The following is an 18,478-nucleotide window of genomic DNA, read 5'->3' as shown; positions in this document are numbered from 1 at the left end:
GTGGCCCGGCGCATCGCGCCGCGGCAGGAGCACGCGACCCGCAGCATGGCCGATCCCAATCCAGACCGCCTCGCCGTCGATCCCAACATCGACCTCAAGGACCATATCCGCGGCATTCCGGATTTCCCGAAGCCCGGCATCCTGTTCTATGACATCTCGACCCTGCTGCGGCACGGCACCGCCTGGCGCACCGCCATGGCGCGCCTGGCGGATGTGATCCGCCCGCACAAGCCGGATATGCTGGCCGGCATTGAAAGCCGCGGCTTCCTGGTGGCCGCCCCGCTGGCGCTGGAACTGGGTCTCGGCTTCGTCATGCTGCGCAAGCCGCGCAAGCTGCCGGGCCTGACCATCGGCCTGAACTACGCGCTGGAATACGGCACGGACCGTATCGAGATGCAGGCGGACGCCGTGCAGAAGGGCAGCCGCGTCGTGGTGCTGGACGATCTGCTGGCCACCGGCGGCACGCTGGCCGCCGGCATTTCCCTGCTGCGCCAGGCGGGGGCGGAGGTGCCCTGCGCGGCCACGCTGATCGAACTGACCTTCCTCGGCGGCCGCGCGCGCATCGACGTGCCCTTCGAGTCGCTGGTGCGCTACGACAGCTAGCGCGGGATCGCGGCGCGCCATTGCCACGTTTCTGCCCCATTCGGGCGGCTAGGTGGACCTCGAGATGGACGCCGCAGGGATGGGACAATTCCGCCCGACTCGCCGGGCAGCCTGCCGATTGCTGTCGGCCACGGCGCTCGCGGCCTTGGCGTGGCCGGGTTGCGGCCGCGCCACCACAAGCCTGGTGCCGGAATCCGTCACCGTGCTGGCACCTGGACCGGATGGCGGCATGGCGGAGCTGCTGGCCACCCGCGCCGCGGGCGCGCTGGCGCGCGGCCTGGTGCGGGCCGCGGCGCTGCGGGTCTCGGTGCTGGGCGGGCCGGATGGCATCACCGCGGCCAACCGCTTCGCCTCCTCCACCTTGCGCGATGGGCCGGTGCTGCTGCTGCTGCCCGGATTGGCGGTGCAGGCGCAGTTGGTGGGCGACAGCAGGGCACGCTACGAACCGCGCCACTGGCCCGGCATCTGCGGCAGCGTGCAGCCCTGCCTGCTGGCGCTGCGCCCGGATGCGCCGTTGAACGCGCCGCTGCGCATCGCCGTGCCCTCCGCCGCGGCGCCGGAGGTGGCCGCGCTGCTGGCGCTGGATCTGCTGGGTCGCGCCAATGTGCCGGTTTTCTGTCCGCCCGCCGACAGCACCCGCCGCCATGCCGCGACAGAAGCGGCGGTGCGCCAGGCGGCGGCGGATGGGCTGGTGCTGTCCGGCACGCGGGCGGAGGCTCGCGCCGCCGAGCTTGGCCTCATCCCGGTCTTTGCCTTCGATGGCGCGGGCAATGCGCGCGACCCCGCGCTGCCCAGGGTTCCGGCACTTGGTGAATTGCTGCCGGACCCGGCGCAGCCGGACCTGCTCACCGCCGCCCGCGCCGCCGCCGCGGCACTGCGCGCCCAGGCGCTGCTGGTGCTGCCGGCGCTGACCCCGGCTGATGTCGTGGCGCTGTGGCGCGGCGCGGCGCGCAACTGGCCGGAGGAAGCGCCGGATGCACCGGAAGCCGGCGCACGCCGCATCGGTCCGGCTGAGGCGACGCTGCTGCTCGGCACGCTGTGCCCACCGCCGGATGTGGCGCTGGCCTACCGGCTGTGGCTGCTGCGGCGGCTGAACTACCGGTCGAGCTGACGCAACCTGCCGATCACAGCCTACCGGTCACAGCCTACCGGTCACCGCCTACCGGTCACCCCCTACCGGTCCAGCCCCAGCCGTTCCGCCACCTTCCAGACCGGGCCGACCAGCAGGTTGCACACCACGGTGCGGACCAGGTGGAAGCCCAGCACCAGTGGCACCGCCAGATCCAGCGCCTTGGCGGTGATGGTCATCTCCGGCATCCCGCCCGGTGCCATGCCCAGCACCGAAGCCGCCGGCGGCAGGCCCGAGATCAGCCCGAGGCCGATGCCGAGCGCCGCCATCAGCGCCGACAGGATCAGGGTGGAGCCGACCGAGGCCAGTGCCAGGCGGCGGGACGCCAGCAGGAAGCGCTTGCTCATCCGCTGGCCGAGCCCCGCCCCCATGCCGACCTGCGCCGCATCGATCATCCACAGCGGCACGCCCGAGGGCAGCATCTCAAAGGCCGAGAGCGCGATGACCAGCGCGCAGGGGCCGAGCATCCAGGGATTCGCCAGGTTCAGCATGCGGATCAGCAGCGCCACGCCCAGCCCCGCCGCAATCAGCACCGCCAGCCCAACCAGGTCCACGGCCGGCCGTTCCGCGAAGAAGGCACCGGCCCCGCCGCGCGGCGCCAGCCAGGTGATCAGCGGCGGAAAGATCACCACCACCACCATCACACGGATGGTCTGCGCCAGCGTCACCGACGGCACGGAAACCCCGTAGCGCTGCGCCAGCACCGCCATGACGATGACACCACCCGGCACGGCGGAGAAATAGCCGGTGCGGGCATCCGTGCCGGCCATGCGGGCGAAGAATCGCGCGACCAGCGCGCCGACGATGATGCTGACGACCGCCGCCACCACCAGCCAGGGCAGCGCCGTGGCGAGGGCGGCCAGCACGGGCGTGGTGAAGGTCTGCCCCAGGCCGAGGCCGAGGCAGAGCAGCGCGATGGGCCGCACCGGCGCGGCCACCGCGGCGCGGTCATTCCAGGCCAGCGCGCCGGTGGCCGCCATGGCGCCCAGCATCCAGGGCAGCGGAATGTTCAGCAACCAGGCAATCGCGCCACCCCCCGTGGCCACCAGGGCTGTCAGCAGATGGGCGGAAAGGGGCGGGGAGGGGGCGGGAGTGCTCGTCACGGGACCGCTGTCTTGTGCACCACAGCATCGGCCCGCATGCCGCCCGGGTCAAACCCCGCATGGGAAGGTTTCGGTGCATGGGGATTCAGGCTTGCTTAACGGATGTCGCGCTAGATGAGGCGTTGTCTCATATTTTTGCGGGGTCCCGTCATGCTCAGCGCCACCATGCCCGTCGCGGCGCTACGCACCGCAACGGATTCGCCGCGCAACCTGCCCGCCTCCGCCCCCCCGGCGGCAGGCACGTCCCCCGCCATTCCGCTGGCCGGGCCGCCGCCCACCGCCCCGGCGCCTTCGACCCAGCTTCGCATAGACACCTCGCTGAGCCTGGTCGTGCTGGAGTTTCGCGGCCCGGATGGGGAACTGCGCCAGTCCATCCCGACACCGCGTGAGATCGACGCCTACCGCAACCCGCCGCTGCCCGCCTCGGACCCCAAGGTCGATGTCAGCGGCTGAGGCGGCAATGCCGGCGGGCCATCGGGGCCCGGATGCGCGGCCGCGCGGCCCTCAGGCCCGCAGGGAAATACCGATCAGGTTGTCGAAGGAGCCGCCGCCGTCGCCACCGAACAGCGCCAGGATCGGGTTGCTCGCGGCTTGCGAGGGCGCCGCCAGCGCCAGGTAGCGCTGCGCCAGCTTTGCCACCGCCTTCGGGTCCTGCAGCGCGCCCAGATCTACCCGCGCCGTCAGGATGCGCTTCTGCTGCTCGAATTCCAGCACGCCGAAGCTGTCCGGCAGGCTCAACGCACCGCGCACCACCGCGGTCATCGCCTTGTCGGTCATCAGCTCCGCGATGGTGGTGATCTTCGCCGCGTTGCGGATGAAGTACAGCGCTTCCCGCAACCCGGCATTGCCGTCGCCCATGGCTTTCTCGTAGCGATTGGTCATCGCATCGGCGACGACCCGGTCGAGCAGCGCCGCATCCTCGAAGGGGCTTCGCACCTCAAGCGCCGCCGCCGCTGCCTCCTCCGTCGCCGTGGGCGGGCCGGAGGTACCGAGCGCGCGCAGCTGCGCCGTGGTCAGCGCCGCGCGCTGCGTTTCCTGCAAGGCCCGCGCCTGGCTGCCGGAAAAGGCGGCGAGCTGCTCGGTGCCGAGGGCCGCGAGCTGGTCGTTGCCCAACGCTGCCATCTGCGTCGTGCTCAGCGCACGCAACTGCGCCACGCCCAGCTTCGCGAAGGCCGTGGCATCGATGGCGGCAAGCTGCCCCGCGCTGAAGGCGGCAAGCTGGGAAGGCCGCAGCGCCGCGACCTGTTCCGTATTCAGCGCGCGCACATCCGCCACATCCAGCGCCGCGATCTCGCTGCTGCCGATGGCGCGGATTTGCGCCGCATCCAGCACGCGCACCTGCGCCGTGGTCAGCGCCTTCACCTGGTCCGCATCCAGCCCTGCCACGCGGGCGAGCGACATCTCGCCCACGGCCGCGGTGGAAAGCGCGGCGATTTCGGCAGTCGTCTGGGTCGAGGCCTCGCGCCCCGCAAAGGTCCGCGCCAATTCGCGCCAGCGCCGGTCGGTCAGCCGGTTGGCCAGGCTGCCCTGCGCGGCGGGGTCTTCCGTCAGGATCTTGCGCAGGATGCCGCGCTTGTCGATCTCGCCCTCAAGCTGGAAGGCCTCCAGCATCACCTGGAGCGTGCGGCGGTCCTTCAGCAGGGATTCCACATCCTTGTGCTGGGACGCGGCCTCGCGGAAGCGGGTCATCGCCGCCTCATTGTCGCGCCGGGCACTGAAGCGCGCCTGCAGACCGGCCCCCTCGCGCTGGGCCACGACCAGGGCGGTCAGCGCGCCGAGGCCGGGCAGCATCTCAGGCGACCCGGGCTGCGAAGGCCGGCGGCGCAATCGCGGACGCCGCAATACCGGGCGCCGCAATACCCGGCGCCGCAATACCGGGCCGGGAAGGGGCGGGGAGGCCGCGTTGCGCCTCCAGCGCCTCGATCATGTCGCGATGCAGCGCCATCAGCGGCTCCAGGCTGCCGCCATCATCCAGCCGCAGATCGGTTTCCCTCTGCGCCCAGATGCCGAGCGAGATCAGCCGCCCGCGCAACTCCGCCGGCAAGGCGTTGCCGGGTGAGCCGAGGTCGTTCATCAGGATCGACCACAGCCGGTGCACCTTCTCCAGCGCCACGGCACGCGTGCGCGTATCGGTCGCGCCCGCCATCAGCCCGTTGACGAAGCGGAAGGCGCGCAATTCGATTTCGCGGGGGGAGGCGACGGCGTTCTGGGTGGCGGCGTAGCGCGAAGCGCTCATGGATCCTCCGGCGCGGGAATGTGCGCGGGCGCCCCGGCATCAACGCCAGGGCGCCCGGCTCGGGCTTATCGGAACAGGCTGAGCAGCGACTGGCTCTGCTGGTTGGCGATGGACAGCGACTGCGTCGCCAGCTGCTGCTTGGTCTGCAGGCTGGTCAGCCGCGCGCTTTCCTCCGCGAGGTCCGCATCGACCAGCGCGCCGAGGCCTTCCTTGATCGAGTCGTTCAGCTGCGTGGTGAAGGTCGTCAGGCCATCGACCTGGCGGATATTGGCGCCGAGATTGGCCAGGCGCGTGCCCATCAGGTCGATGGCGCCCTCGACGATCGCGATCGCCTCCTTCTGGCCGGTGCCGGCCGCCGGGGCGGCTTCCACCGTCGCACCGGTGATATCCGTGGTCACGTCCTGCGTCGCGCCGCGGATATACAGCTCACCCTTGCTGTTCAGCCCGGCATCGAGCCCGGCTTCCTTCATGCGGGTGATCAGCGCGGTCACGCGCGTCAGCGGGCTGTCAGTCGCCTCGAACTGCACGTCGAAGACGCGGGTGTTCGGGTCCGGCGTGGTGCCCAGCGCACCGGTGCCGTCGCTGAACTCGAACACCAGATCCACGTCTTCCAGCGCCGTGGTCGGGTCGCCGTCCAGGTCACGCTGCACGGTGACGGTCAGCACCTCGCCATTGGCCGGCGCCAGCGTGTCGTCGAAGGTGATGGTCCGCGCGGCCGTCGTGACCGACAGGCCGTTCATGTTGAGGCCAGCCGAGGTGCTGTCCGTGCCGGCGACGCTGGTGACCGAGCCCATGATGTCGCGGACGATGTCGACCGAAGTGTTGGTCACGCCATCGACGGTCAGGCCGTTGGTCAGCAGGTTCACGCCGTTGAAGGTGGCGGATTTCGCGAAGGCGTCGATGTTCTGCAGCGCATTGGTGATCTGGTTGTTGATCTGCTCCGCATCCAGGCCCTGCTGCTGGCCCTGGGTCATGGTCTGCTTCAGCCGGCCCAGCTCGTCCGAGATCTGCGTCGCCGCGTCACGCGCCACGGTCAGGGCGGATTTGCCGAACTTCAGGCTGTCCTTCACCGCCGTCATGCCGTTGAGGTCGGCGCGCATGTTCTGCGCGATGGCGAACACCGCGGGGTCGTCATCGGCGCGGCTGATCCGCAGGTTGGTCTCGATACGCTGCTGGGTCTTGCCCAGGTCCTTGCCGATGTTGTTCAGCGAGCGGATCGCCGCCATGGCGGCGGCATTGGTGTTGACGGAGGACATTGTCCCCATCTCCTTCGAAAGGCGTTCCGCGTGCGGGCCGGCATTTTGCCTCCCACCCGCGGGACCGGTGGGGCTGCGCCTTCTGCGGCGTCATCCACATCGGTCAGAGGTCCGAAGCTTGTGGACCTTCCCTGGCATCCTGCCCCCGCCGGCATGAACGGGCGGTAAAGCCCGGCGCCGCCGGGGCAGGAAATTCGCGAAAAACTCAGTCCAGATGCGGCCGCATCGCCGCCTGCGCGGCGGCCGCGGCAAGCCCTGCCACCGGCATGGGAAGGCCGGTCTGCACATCCAGCCCCAGCACCGTCGCCTCATGCCGCATCACATGGCGTACCAGGCGCAGCGCCTGGTACCACTCATCCTGCTCGGCCAAGGCCAGCGAACGCTCCAGCAACTGCCGCGCCATGTCGGAGGTCGTCGCCTCCTGGAATTCGGCCACCAGGCGGTGTGCGTCGGCCATCGCCGCCTCACGCTCCTCCTCCGGCCCGACATAGGCGCATTGCAGCGCGAAATAGATCCGGCGCGAGGGCGTGTTCGCCCCTTCGGGCGACATCACCTGCTTGCCGAACAGGAACCGCGCCTTCGCCACCAGTTCGACCCGGGTCCGGCTGCGGAAACGCAGCGAGGCGCCGTTCACCACCATCAACTCGCCAGCCCGCATCTCGAGCACCAACGTGGACATGCCACTCTCCCAAGTCTGTCGGCATGGCGGCGGGGGTAGTAACTCCGCCATTCCGGGGTGCCGGCGAATGCCGACCTTCGCGAATTCTTCGCCACCACGCGGCCTGCGCCACGGGCTCGATCCTCCGAGGATGCGTGGTGCGGCCCCGTCCCATTCTGGTCCACGCCACGCCCCTGCATCATGGCGCATCGGCATTAACCAGGGTTGAAGGCCGGTTGTCGAAGAACCGGATGCCGAAGATCCGGGCGGCGAGCGGGACCCCATCAGCGCAGCAGCGCCGCGAGCGAGAGGCGGGACAACATGCCCGTCGCCTCATAGGAGGCCTCCAGCCGCAGCTTGAGCAGGCTCATCTCGGCCGCGGCCTGCGCCAGGTCCACCTCCTCCACCGAACCGAGCTGCGTCCGCAGCGCCACCAGCGTGTCCTGGTGCCGGTCACTGACCGCGCCGATTCGCTGCTGTGCGGCACCCAGCATCGCCTGCTCATTGGCCAGGCTGGTCGCCGCCACGCCCATCGCGCTGGCGACGCTGTCCATCAGCCCGGACCAGCCGCCGCCCTCCGCCGCCAGCGCCGGCGTCACCGCGGCCATCACCGCCAGGTTTCGCAGCAATTCGCGACCCCAGCTGGCTACCACCTCGCCATCCTGGCCGCGATTGGCGAAGACGCCGATCTGCACACGCTCACCATCCGCCACCTGCACCGCGCGCGTTGCCTCCGTCGTCCCGGCACCTTCCAGGAAGGCGGAAAAGGGCGAGGTGGCGGCATCGGTCGCCGCCGTCACGGTATCCGCCAGCACGGTCGCGGCATTGGTGGCGTCCAGCGTGGCGACGGAGGCGGTGATGGCGGTGGCCATCGGGCCGGTGGTCACATTCTCGGCATCCGGCACCGGTGGCGCGGTCACGTCGGAGCCGCCGAACAGGTATTCGCCGCCATGCCGCGTATTCAGCAGCGCCGCCACCTCCGCCAGCGCCGCGGCGGCGGTGCGCGCCAGGGCCTCGGCGCCGGTCGTGGCCATGGTCTTGGCGCGCAATGCCTCCGCCCCCACGGTGGCAGCAATCTCCTGCAGGCGGCCCAGCACGGTCTGCGTGGCGTCGGCGCGGGCCAGCGCGCGGTCGGCTGCGTTGGCATAGGCCTCGCGCCGCGCCACCTCGCCGCGCAGGTCGATGGCGCGCCGCGCCTCCGGCCGCAGATCGCCGTAAACCTGGGCCTTCTGTCCGGTGGAGACCTGGCGGGAGGCGGTATCCAGCCGCAGCCGCAGCGCCGCCTGGTCCACCGCGAGATTGCCGATGCTGCCGATGATGGACATGGCCTGGCCTCCCCTCGGTCAGTGGACCGGGTTGAACATCGGTCAGCGGACCGCGTTGAACAAAGAATCCCACATCGCCTGGATGGTGGAAATCACGCGCGCATTGACGCCATAGGCGGTCTGCAGCTGCACCATCGCAGCGACCTCCGCATCGACATCGACGCCGGAGCGCGCGTTGATCCGCCCGGTCAGCAATTCGCCGAGGCTGGTCGCGCGGCCCACGGCCTCCGTCGCCGCGGCGCGGGCGCCGGTCTGTTCGGCAACCAGGGCCGCGCCGTAGCCCGCCAGCGTCCGCAACCCCGATAGCGGGGAGGACAGCGTGCCATCCGGCCCGAGCCCGCCGGTGGCGAAGCCCGGCTGCGCCACGCCGGTGGCCTGTTCCGCGCCGAAGCTGAAATCCAGCACCCGGTCCAGCAGCGTGGCGAAGCCGGCCGGGCCGGTGGGCGGGTTGGTGGTGAAGGCGCTGGGGCCGGCCGGGTCGCCCACCACATCATGCGTGCCGTCGCGCAGCAGCGAGGGGTCGGCAGCCACCGCCGCATTCACCCGTATCGCGCCGGCGAAGCCGACCATGGTGCTGCCGGCATAGGGCAGGGTGGGATCGGGCACGGTGCCGGCCGCATCGGTGAACAGCCGCAGCCCCTGCTGTTCCAGCCGGTGCGCGATCTGGGACGCCGCCACATCCAGCTCCGCCTGCATCCGCGGCAGCGTCGCGTCGCGCAGCTCCGCCGCCGCACCCATGCGCCCGCCGGCCAATTGGCGCGTCACGTCGCGTCCGTTCAGCATCACGCCCGGCAGCGTGCCGGCGCCGCCATGGAAGGCGCCGGTGCCCACCGTGGCATCGGCCAGTGAGAAGGGCGTGCTGCCCTGCACCAGCGGCAGCACGATGCCGCCGCGTGCCACCAGCGTGACATCGCCCGCGCTGCCGCGGATCACCGACAGGTCGAGCGAACCGGCCAGCGCGCCGATCGCGAGGTCCCGCTCATCCTCCAACGCGGCGACGCTGCGGCCGGCGGCGAGTTCGCGCTTGATCACGCTGTTCAGCCGCGCCACTTCGGACAGCCCGGCATTCACCGCCGCCACCTCCGCCCGCAGCGCATCATGCGCGCCCTGCCGCGCCACGCCAATCGCGTCCGAGACCTGGTTCAGCCGGCCGGCCAGCGTGTGCGCTTCCGTCACCACCGCGCTGCGGCGCACCGCATCGGCCGGTGCCTCGCGCAATTCGATGAAGGCGGATTGCAGGCCGGAGATCAGCCCGCCCAGGCTGTCACCCAGCTCCGGCGTGCCATGCGCGGCCTCGATCCCGCCGAGCAGGCGTTCGCGCAGCCCGGCCGCCGCGGCATCGCCACCGGAGCGCTGCAGCGCCGCCAGCACGGCCAGGTCGACATCGCGCGTGATGACATTCGCCCGCACGCCCTGCCCGGCGCCGGCGACGGTGAGCGCGTTGCCCTCCAGCGATTTGCGCGTGTGGCCCAGCGTGCCGGCATTGGCGATGTCATCCGCCGCCCGTGCCATCTGGCGGTCCAGCAGGCGCAGCCCGCTGGTGGCGACGGAGAGCGCGAGGTCGAGGCTCATCTACCCGTCACCGCTTCATGTTGATCGTGTCCTGCAGCATCTCATCCGCCGCGGTCACGATCCGGGTGTTCGAGGTATAGGCGCGCTGGGCCAGGATCAGCTTGGAGAATTCAGCCGCGATATCGACGTTGGAGCGTTCGATGGAGCCGGTGACCAGCTTGCCGACGCCATTCGTCGCCGCATCCGTCACCCGCGCCTCGCCGCTTTCCACCGTGCGCATGAAGGCCTGGCCGTCCAGCCGCTGCAGCTTGTCCGGGTCGTTGAAGGCGACAACCGGCACACGCGCCACGATGCGCGTCTGGCCATTGTCGTAGTTCACCGCGACGTCGCCATTCTCCCGCACCGTCACGCCGGAATAGGCGCCGAGCGGCACGCCATCCTGGCGCAGGTCGCGCACGCTGTATTCCGTGCCGGAATAGCTGGTCAGCCCGGTCGGCAGGCCGAAGCCGCCCAGGCCCAGCGAAACCGTCTGGTTGCCGAAGCCGTAATTGGCGGTGAAGCCGATCGAGGCTGTCTCGCCGGCCGCGGTCGGCACGGTGCCGGTGGTGGCGCTGAGCGGGATGATGGCGGCGATGGTGCCCGCCGGCGCATTCACCACGGGCGGCCCTGCGGTGATCTGCCCGCCGAAGTCGATGTCGGCGAAGATGCCGTCGGCCGGTGCGAGGGTGTCGCCATCCGGCGTGATGCGAAGCCGCCAGGTATCCACATCCAGCCGCCACCAATCCAGCGTCACCTGCTGCTGATTGCCGAGCGCGTCGAAGATCTGAATGACGCTGCTGACCGGCGCCTCCGCCGGTGCCCAGGGCGCGGCGGCCGGGATGGCAGCCACCGTCGGCACATTTGCCGGCAGGTTCGCCGCCAGCCCGATGCTGGTGGTGGGCTGCGGGTTGTAGACCAGCTCGCTGATCCGGATCGGGGCGAGCCTGGTGCGGTCGGGCTCGCCATTCTGCTGGATCTGCCAGCCCTCCAGGTAGTAGCCGGAGCCGTTCACCATGTAGCCGTCGCGGTCCATCGCGAAATCGCCGGCGCGGGTGAAGAACTGCCGGTCGTCGAACACCACATTGTCGCCCTGGCCGCCGCGCGCCTGTGCCACGGAAAAGAAGCCCTGGCCGGCAATCGCCATGGCCAGCGGGTTCTCCACCTGCTCCACCGTGCCCTGGATGGTGTTGGTGTAGTCGGGCCGCGCCTCCACCGAGCCCGGCATGTGCAGCCGCAGGTTCGACCGGGTGAGCCAGCTGGTGAAATTGGTATCGACCCGCTTGAAGCCGACGGTCTGGCTGTTGGCGACATTGTCGGACACATGCCCAAGCGCCCGCGCCTGGGCGGAAAGACCGCTGATCGCGGTGGTCATCGAGCCGAGCAGCGACATGGGGCGAGGTCTCCGATGGGTCGGGCGGCCGGTGGCGCCGCGAGGGGTTCGCCGGCTGAAACGCAACCCGCGTGCCAGCCCATGCGGCCCTGGGCACGGCGGGTCCTGCCGGGAGGGGGCAAAACCTGCCGTGGCCTGGCCCTTCCCTGCCGGGCGCGACGGCCCCTGGGCTGGCACGTTGGTTGCCCTGTCGCCGGCCATGGAGATCCAGCCCGCCACCCGGTCACCCCAGGCGCCCCACGCCGCCGCCATCGGCGCCCCGCCAGGTGCCAGCGGCGGCTTCGCGGCGCTGTTCGAGCGCGCCATGGGGGCGGCGGCCGGCTGGCCGCAGCCGGCGGAGGACGAGGCCGGGTCAACCGAGGCCGGCCCAGCCGAGATCGGGCCAGCCGAGATTGGGCCGGCTCCGCCAACGGGGCAGGAGGCCGTGACGCCGGCCCTGCCGGGGATCGATCCCGCCGTGGGCGAGCCGATTCCTGTCCCTGCACCGATGGAGCTGCCCGACGCGGCGGAGCCGCCAGCTTCTGCCGCCGCCGCCGCCGCGCTGTCCGGCGAGGCCACGGATTCGCCGCGGATGATCGGCCCGCAGGCCGCCTCGCCGCCCGCGCCGGAAGCTCCGGTCCCCATCGCGCCGCAGGGGAGCGCCCATCAGGCCCTGGCGCCGGCGCTCGCGGTGGCGAAGGGCAGCACCGTTGCGGCCGTGCCGGATGGGGCCGTGCCGCCGGCCTCGATGGTCCCGGCCTCGATGGTCCCGGCCTCAATGGTCCCGGCCGCTACGCTCCCGGCCCCGGGGCTCCCGGTTGCGGCACCGCCAGCACCTGCGGCGCTGCAACCCGCCGCGCCAGTGGCGGCATCCGCCTCATCGGCACCGGTTTCGCCCACGCCCGCCCCGCCCGCGCCGATCCTCCCTGATGCGGTTTCGCCCGGTGGAGGCTTCCCGGGCGCGCAGACCGCGCCACCAGCATCGGACGCTTCCGCAGCGGTCCCGGCCGCGCAACCCGTCCCGGCCCCGGCCCCGGCGGCCCTGCCTGGGCCCGCCCAACCCGTGTCAGCCCAACTCGTGCCCGCCCAAACGGCGCTGCCGTCCGGCCCGCTGCCGGCCACGGACATCCCGCCGGCCCCGGACCAGCCGCCGCCCGCCGTCGCCAACGGGTTGCGCACGGTCGTCGCCGGTCAGGCCCAGGCTGTGGCCGCTGCCTCATCACCCACGGCAGCGCCCGCGCCCCCCGGCGCGGTCGTCACGCAGCCGGTGCTGGCCGCGGCAGCGCAGCCGGCAGCCGCACCCATCAGCCAGGATCCGCCGCCGCAAGGCGCCTCGGCCCAGGCGCGGGCCGTGGCCGGTGATGCGCCTGCCCCGGTCGGCCCAACCCCGGTTGGCTCGGCCCCGGCCGCCGATCCCGCCACCGAGCCAAGCCTCGTCGCCGATCCTCTCACCACGGCGGAGGCGGAGGCCATCGAGGCCGGGATGGACGGCGCCGCCCCAGCTCGGGCGGCCGGGCCACAGGCCGCCGAACGCCCGGCCCCGGAGCGTCTCAGCCCCGAGCCTGGCATCCGCCTGGACGCCCCGGCCACCCCCGCCATCACGGAGCTGATGGCCCGCCCGGCCCCGCCGGTGCGCGCCGCGCCGCCCGTGCCGGTGGCCTGGCCGGCGCGGCAGGTGGCGCCCTTCGCGGTGGCGCTGGCGCTCGGCCCGGATTCCAGCCTGACCTTGATGCTTGACCCGGTGGAACTCGGCCGCGTCGAGGTGGCGATCGACCGCAGCCGTGGCGAGGCGGCCATTCGCGTCACCGCTGAGCGCCCCGAAACCCTGGCGCTGCTGCAACGCGATGCGCGGGACCTGGAGCGCGCCCTCTCCGATGCCGGGTTCGGTGAGCGTGGGCCGGTGCTGTCCTTCTCCCTGAGCCAGGGCGGTTCCGGCCCGGGTCATCCGGGCCAGGGCAACCCGGATGCGCAATCCGGCGCCGTGCCGGGCCAGGCGCCGCGCGGCGCGGCCGGACGCCAGGTGGCGCAGGACAAGGCTTCACCCGGACCGCCACCCCGCCGCACGGCCCATCCCGGCCTCATCGACCTCGCAGTCTGACGGAGCATTCCCCATGAGCGGTTCGATCACCTCCCTGACCGGCGCCACCACCGCCACCGCCGGCGCGGGTTCCGCCGGCACCCGGCTGTCGGGCGATCTCAATACCTTCCTGAAGCTGCTGACCACGCAGTTGCAGAACCAGGACCCGACCGCGCCGATGGATGCCGACCAGCTCACCCAGCAGCTCGTGCAGTTCTCGACCGTCGAGCAGCAGATCAACACCAACACCACCCTGCAGCAGTTGCTGGCGCTGCAGCAGGCGAGCCAGCTCGGCGAGGCTGCCAGCCTCGTCGGCCGGCGCGTCGCGGTGGAGACAGACCGCCTGCCGCTGCAATCCGGCAGCGCCACGGTGAACCTGCCCGCCGCCGGCACCGCCCGGCTGGCCCGGGTCGAGGTGCGCGATGCCAACAACCTGCTGGTCCGCAGCAGCGACGTGACGCTGGGCACGGCGCCGATGGCGTGGAACTGGGATGGCAAGGATAACGGGGGCACGCAGCGCGCGGATGGTCTCTATCGCGTCACGGTCAGCGGCCGCGACAGCGCCGGTGCCGCCGTGCCGCTGGGCTTCACCGTCACCGGCCAGGTCACCGGCGCGCTGCGCGACAACGGCACGGTGACGCTGCGGATGGGCGGGCTGAACATCGGCTACGACAGGCTGCGCGACCTGGGTGGCTGACGATCCGGCTCAGCCGGCCTGAAGCCGCTGGATTTCGGCGATCATCGCGGCCGTCGCGGCATCCGGGGCGGTGGCGCCGCCTTGCAGCGCCGGCAGGATGCCGCCGGCCAGCTGCTTGCCCAGCTCCACGCCCCATTGGTCGAAGGGGTTGATGTCCCAATAGGCGCCGAGGCAGGCGACCTTGTGCTCATACAGCGCGACCAGCGCGCCGAGCGTCGCCGGTGTCAGCGCCGGCAGCAGGATGCTGCTGCTGGGCCGGTCGCCGGGGAAGCTCCGGTGCGGTGCCAGGCGGTCGATCTCCTCCGGGGGCAGCTTGGCGCGCGCCATCTCCGCCCGCGCCTCGGCCTCGGTCCGCCCGCGCGCCAGCGCCTCCGCCTGGGCCAGCGCATTGGCCAGCAGGATGCGGTGGCTGGCCGGGTGGGCGTGGTCCGGCCGCGCCACCAGCACGAAATCCACCGGCACCGGGGTGCTGCCCTGGTGGATCAACTGCAGGAAGGAATGCTGCGCGTTGGTGCCCGGCTCGCCGAACACCACCGGCCCGGTGGCGTGGCCCACCGGCAACCCGCCATTGGTGACCCGCTTGCCGAGGCTCTCCATCTCCAGCTGCTGCAGATGCGCGGCGAAGCGGGACAGGCGTTCGTCATAGGCCAGCACGGCGCGGGCGCCGTAGCCGAGGAAATTCACATGCCAGACCTCGGTGGCGGCCAGCAGCATCGGCAGGTTGGCCTCGGGCGGGGCGGCCAGGAAATGGTCGTCCATCTCCCGCGCCCCGGCCAGCAGCCCGGCAAAGGCCTCCAGCCCACAGGCCAGGGCGATGGACAGCCCGACCGCGGACCACAGGCTGAACCGCCCGCCGACCCAGTCGCGGAAGCCGAAGACCCGGTCGGGCGCGATGCCGAAGGCGGCGGTCGCAGGCAGGTTGGTGGACAGCGCCGCCAGATGCGCGGCCACCGCATCCTCCCCCAGCGTTTGCGCCAGCCAGTCGCGCACCAGCTGCGCGTTGGTCATCGTCTCCTGCGTCGTGAAGGTTTTGGACGCCACCAGCACCAGGGTGCGCCGCGGGTCGAGCTGCGGGCGCAGCGCCTCCCACGCATGGGCATCGACATTGGCCAGGTAATGCGCCCGCATCGGCATGCCGGCCCGCCACAGCGCGCGCGTCACCATGGCCGGGCCGAGGTCGGAGCCGCCGATGCCGATATTCACCACATCGGTGAAGCGGTCCCCCCCGGCACCCAGGATCTGCCCGCCATGCACGCCGCGCACGAAGCCCGCCATGGCGTCCAGCGTGCCCCGCACGGTGGCGGAGGCATCCTCATCCCCCACATGGAACCCGCCGGCCGGCGCACGCAGCGCCATGTGCAGCGCGGCGCGGCCTTCGGTGCCGTTCACCGGCTGGCCCGCCGCCATCGCATCGCGGAACCGCGCCACGCCGCGCGCCTCCCCCAGTTTCAGCAGCGCCGCCAGCACCGGGTCGGTCAGCGAGGTGCGGGACAGGTCCAGCAGCAGCCCGGCCGCGCGAAAGCCGAAGCGCCGGGCGCGCTGCGGGTCCGCCTCCAGCAGTTGCCGGATACCCGCCGCCCCGGGCTGCCGCGCCAGCGTTGCCACCGCATCCCATGCCGCACACCCAGCCTTGGTCATTGCTCTCTCCCCATCCTGCTTCCGCGCGCCCGCGGGCCTCGCGAAACCGGCGCGGTTTCGCCGCGGCGTCGTCCTGATTGTCGGCGCGCAACAATCCGGAAACATCCGGCCTGCCATTCTGCGCTAGTCTGCCGCCGCAACGTCCCGCACGTCGTCCGTAACCCGTGAATCCTCGGGTCCGCGGTGGGCTCCAATGCCCTCCGGCTCCGACCCATCAGGGGGTTAGAGCATTTCGGGTAATGATGGAATCATGGTGCTGGGCCACCAGGGCCCGCCGTGGCCCACGGCAGGTGAGCATGGCGGCAGGTGAGCATGGCGGCGTCCAGCGCCGCAGAGGGGAACAGATGAGCGTGGCGTCAGATCGGGGTCGCGACGCAGGGGGTGCGGGGCGATGGTTCGCCCTCAGTCTGGCCGCCTTCGCGCTGATCGCGGCCTGGCTGTTCCTGGTGGCGAGCCTGGCGGACCGCCGCGCCACGCTGGCCCAGGGCTGGACGGATGCCGAGAATACCGCGGCGCTGCTGGCCCAGCAGGCCAACCGCCTGCTCCGCATCGCGGAACTGACCGCCGGCCGCGCCGCCCGCCTGAGCGACCACGTCAACCTCGAGGATCTGCGTGGCGCGAACTGGACCGATCTGGAGGAGATCGCGGCCGGCGCGCCGGAGGTGCAGGCGATCTGGGTGGTGGATGCGACGGGGCGGCTGGTGGCCAGCAGCCTGGACCGCCGCCTGTTCGGCCTGCCGCTGGACACCATGCCCTACTTCCCGCCGCTGCGCCGGGGCGAGGCCAGCCATGTCACCAGCCTGCTGCATGGCGCACCGGGTGGCGGCTGGCATTTCGCCTGGGGGCGGCCGCTACGGGGTGCGGATGGCCAGTTCCGCGGCGCCGTCCTGGCCGCGATCGCGGTGGAGGAATTCGGACGGGTGGTGGAGGACCTGACCCCGGGCCAGGCGGCCGTGCTGCAGCTCAGCCGCGTCGATGGCACGCTGGTGGCGCGCTGGCCCCTGGCCGCCGCCGGCAACACCGAGGCCGCGCCCAGCTTGCTGGCCGCGGAGTCCGGCGTGCGCGAAGTGCGGGACGCCGACGGCACGATCCGCCTGCTCGCCTGGCGCCGCGTGCCGGCGATGCCGGTCATCGCCTCCGCCGCGCTGTCGCGCGCGCAACTGCTGGCGCCTTTCCAGCAGCGCCTGCGCCGCAACGGCCTGATCTTTGCCCTGGCGGCCGCGCTCGCCGGGGTGCTGGCGATGGCGGCGCTGCGGTCGGACCGGCGGGGCCGCGCGGCGCGGCTTTCGGCGGAGGAACGTGGCGCCGCGCTCGCCGCCGCCCTGGCGGAACGCGAGGGGTTGCTCGCCTCCGTGCAGGAAGGCGAGGCGCGGCTGCGGCTGGCCGAACAGGCCGGGCGCATCGGGTTGTGGGACTGGGACCTGCGCGATGGAAGGCTGGCGCTGATCGGCGATGTCTTCACCGAATGGGGCCTGCAATCCCGCCGCCGCATCACCGCACGCACCGCACTGCGCGCCGTGCAGGCGGAAGACCGGCTGGCCCTGGCCGCCGCGCTGACCGCCGCGGTGCGCGGGGAGGTGCCGCTGGTGGCCGAGTTCCGCCTGGCGCACCGCCCGCCGGGGCGGTGGCCCGAACGCTGGATCGCAGTGCGGGCGGAGGTGCGGCGCGGCGTGGATGGCCAGCCGCGCCGGCTGCTGGGCATCGCGCTGGATGTTACCGACCGCCGCCGCAAGGCGCAGGCGCTGGCCGAGGCCAACGCCACGCTGGAGCGCCGCGTTGCCGAACGCACCGGCGCGCTGGCCGATGCCAATGCCAGGCTGCGGGAGGGTGAGGCGCGGTTCCGCGGCATCTTCGACGCCACCTTCCAGTTCATCGGCCTGCTGTCCCCCGACGGCACGCTGCTGGAAGCCAACCGGGCGATGCTGGAACTGGGCGGTGTCGCGGCGGGAGATGTGGTCGGCCGGCCCTATTGGGACGCCCCCTGGTGGCCCGAGGATGCGACGCTGCGGGCCGCGGTGCGGGACGCCGTGGCGCAGGCCGCCGCCGGGCATTTCGTACGCCGCGAACTGGCGATGCGCGGTCCTGGGGGCACCACCCTGGCTATCGACTTCTCGGTGAAGCCGGTGCGGGACGAGGATGGCATGGTTTCCCTGCTGGTGCCGGAGGCGCGCGACGTCTCTGCCCTGAAGGCGGCCCAGGCGCAGCTTCTGGAGGCGCAGAAGATGGAATTGCTGGGCCGCCTGACCGGCGGCGTGGCGCATGATTTCAACAATCTGCTGATGACGGTGCTGGGCAATCTGGCGCTGGCGCGCAAGCGGCTGGGCGATACCGCCACGCCGCAGATCCTGCGCCACCTGGATTCGGCCACGCTCGGCGCGGAGCGCGGCGCGCAGCTTACCCAGCGTTTGCTCGCCTTCGCCCGGCGGCAGGATCTGAACCCGCGCCCGGTGGATCTCGGCCAGCTGCTGGCCGGGCTTGGCGAATTGCTCGGCCGGTCCGCCGGGCCGCGGGTGCAGCTGGCGGTGGAGGGCGGTGCGGGACTGCCGCCGGCACTGGTCGATCCGCATGCGCTGGAACTGGCGCTGATGAACCTGGTGGTGAACGCCCGCGATGCGATGCCGGAGGGCGGGCGCATCCAGATCCGGCTGGAAGCGCGGGAGGCACCCGACCCCACCTCACCGACCGGCCTGGTGCCGGGCCGCTACCTGCGGATCGCGGTGGAGGATACCGGCACCGGCATGGATGCCGCGACGCTGCAACGCGCGATCGAGCCGTTCTTCTCCACCAAGGGGCCGGGGCAGGGCACCGGGCTGGGCCTGTCCATGGTGCATGGCCT

The 18,478-nt window shown here is 72.1% G+C and carries 15 protein-coding genes; 6 read left to right on the top strand and 9 right to left on the bottom strand.

Annotation, left to right across the window (positions count from 1 at the left end):
* The first annotated feature begins 87 nt into the window (after window positions 1-87).
* Window positions 88-603: an adenine phosphoribosyltransferase gene (locus tag Q8S40_RS00965; RefSeq protein WP_304816100.1), complete on the top strand. Its 516-nt coding sequence runs from the start codon at window positions 88-90 to the stop codon at window positions 601-603.
* Window positions 604-655: 52 nt separating this feature from the next.
* Window positions 656-1,714 (top strand): hypothetical protein, encoded by a 1,059-nt coding sequence (locus Q8S40_RS00960; protein ID WP_305668931.1) that lies wholly within the window; start codon window positions 656-658, stop codon window positions 1,712-1,714.
* Window positions 1,715-1,776: 62 nt separating this feature from the next.
* On the opposite strand, the gene Q8S40_RS00955 is transcribed toward Q8S40_RS00960, so the two are convergent.
* Window positions 1,777-2,835: an AbrB family transcriptional regulator gene (locus tag Q8S40_RS00955; RefSeq protein WP_304816081.1), complete on the bottom strand. Its 1,059-nt coding sequence runs from the start codon at window positions 2,833-2,835 to the stop codon at window positions 1,777-1,779.
* Window positions 2,836-2,985: 150 nt separating this feature from the next.
* Between Q8S40_RS00955 and Q8S40_RS00950 the strand changes: the two genes are divergently transcribed.
* Complete coding sequence (locus Q8S40_RS00950) at window positions 2,986-3,288, top strand: hypothetical protein (RefSeq protein WP_305668930.1); 303 nt, start codon at window positions 2,986-2,988, stop codon at window positions 3,286-3,288.
* A 51-nt stretch (window positions 3,289-3,339) separates the two neighbouring features.
* Here Q8S40_RS00950 and Q8S40_RS00945 read toward each other — a convergent pair whose 3' ends face one another.
* The 7 genes from Q8S40_RS00945 to Q8S40_RS00915 all read right to left on the bottom strand — a co-directional run bounded on the left by Q8S40_RS00945 (window position 3,340) and on the right by Q8S40_RS00915 (window position 11,251).
* On the bottom strand, window positions 3,340-4,626 hold the full coding sequence (locus Q8S40_RS00945; RefSeq protein WP_305668929.1) for a DUF1217 domain-containing protein: 1,287 nt from the start codon (window positions 4,624-4,626) through the stop codon (window positions 3,340-3,342).
* Window position 4,627: 1 nt separating this feature from the next.
* Window positions 4,628-5,071: a flagellar biosynthesis regulator FlaF gene (locus Q8S40_RS00940; RefSeq protein ID WP_305668928.1), complete on the bottom strand. Its 444-nt coding sequence runs from the start codon at window positions 5,069-5,071 to the stop codon at window positions 4,628-4,630.
* A 65-nt stretch (window positions 5,072-5,136) separates the two neighbouring features.
* Entirely contained in the window at window positions 5,137-6,327 is a 1,191-nt protein-coding gene (locus tag Q8S40_RS00935) for a flagellin (RefSeq protein WP_304816085.1), read from the bottom strand.
* Window positions 6,328-6,532: 205 nt separating this feature from the next.
* On the bottom strand, window positions 6,533-7,006 hold the full coding sequence (locus tag Q8S40_RS00930; RefSeq protein WP_304816087.1) for a flagellar biosynthesis repressor FlbT: 474 nt from the start codon (window positions 7,004-7,006) through the stop codon (window positions 6,533-6,535).
* Window positions 7,007-7,269: 263 nt separating this feature from the next.
* The gene (locus tag Q8S40_RS00925; RefSeq protein WP_305668927.1) at window positions 7,270-8,310 is read right to left on the bottom strand and encodes a flagellin; all 1,041 of its coding nucleotides are present in this window, start codon (window positions 8,308-8,310) and stop codon (window positions 7,270-7,272) included.
* Window positions 8,311-8,352: 42 nt separating this feature from the next.
* The gene (locus Q8S40_RS00920) at window positions 8,353-9,882 is read right to left on the bottom strand and encodes a flagellar hook-associated protein FlgK (protein ID WP_305668926.1); all 1,530 of its coding nucleotides are present in this window, start codon (window positions 9,880-9,882) and stop codon (window positions 8,353-8,355) included.
* Between the two features lie 7 nt (window positions 9,883-9,889).
* Window positions 9,890-11,251 (bottom strand): flagellar hook protein FlgE, encoded by a 1,362-nt coding sequence (locus tag Q8S40_RS00915; protein WP_305668925.1) that lies wholly within the window; start codon window positions 11,249-11,251, stop codon window positions 9,890-9,892.
* Between the two features lie 1,057 nt (window positions 11,252-12,308).
* Here Q8S40_RS00915 and Q8S40_RS00910 point away from each other — a divergent pair.
* Window positions 12,309-13,328: a flagellar hook-length control protein FliK gene (locus Q8S40_RS00910; RefSeq protein ID WP_305668924.1), complete on the top strand. Its 1,020-nt coding sequence runs from the start codon at window positions 12,309-12,311 to the stop codon at window positions 13,326-13,328.
* 13 nt (window positions 13,329-13,341) lie between these two features.
* On the top strand, window positions 13,342-14,004 hold the full coding sequence (locus Q8S40_RS00905; protein ID WP_304816095.1) for a flagellar hook assembly protein FlgD: 663 nt from the start codon (window positions 13,342-13,344) through the stop codon (window positions 14,002-14,004).
* A 9-nt stretch (window positions 14,005-14,013) separates the two neighbouring features.
* Here Q8S40_RS00905 and pgi read toward each other — a convergent pair whose 3' ends face one another.
* A complete protein-coding gene (gene pgi / locus Q8S40_RS00900) occupies window positions 14,014-15,642 on the bottom strand; it encodes a glucose-6-phosphate isomerase (protein WP_305668923.1) in 1,629 nt (542 codons plus the stop codon).
* Window positions 15,643-15,986: 344 nt separating this feature from the next.
* On the opposite strand from pgi, the gene Q8S40_RS00895 reads away from it, so the two are divergent.
* Window positions 15,987-18,478 (top strand): PAS domain-containing protein (locus Q8S40_RS00895; RefSeq protein ID WP_305668922.1); only part of this gene is annotated, 2,492 nt, incomplete at its 3' end.

Source organism: Falsiroseomonas sp. (assembly GCF_030695085.1).
Taxonomy (GTDB): domain Bacteria; phylum Pseudomonadota; class Alphaproteobacteria; order Acetobacterales; family Acetobacteraceae; genus Falsiroseomonas.
Note: the sequence above shows the minus strand (reverse complement) of the source record. Positions and strands in the feature narration are given on the sequence as shown.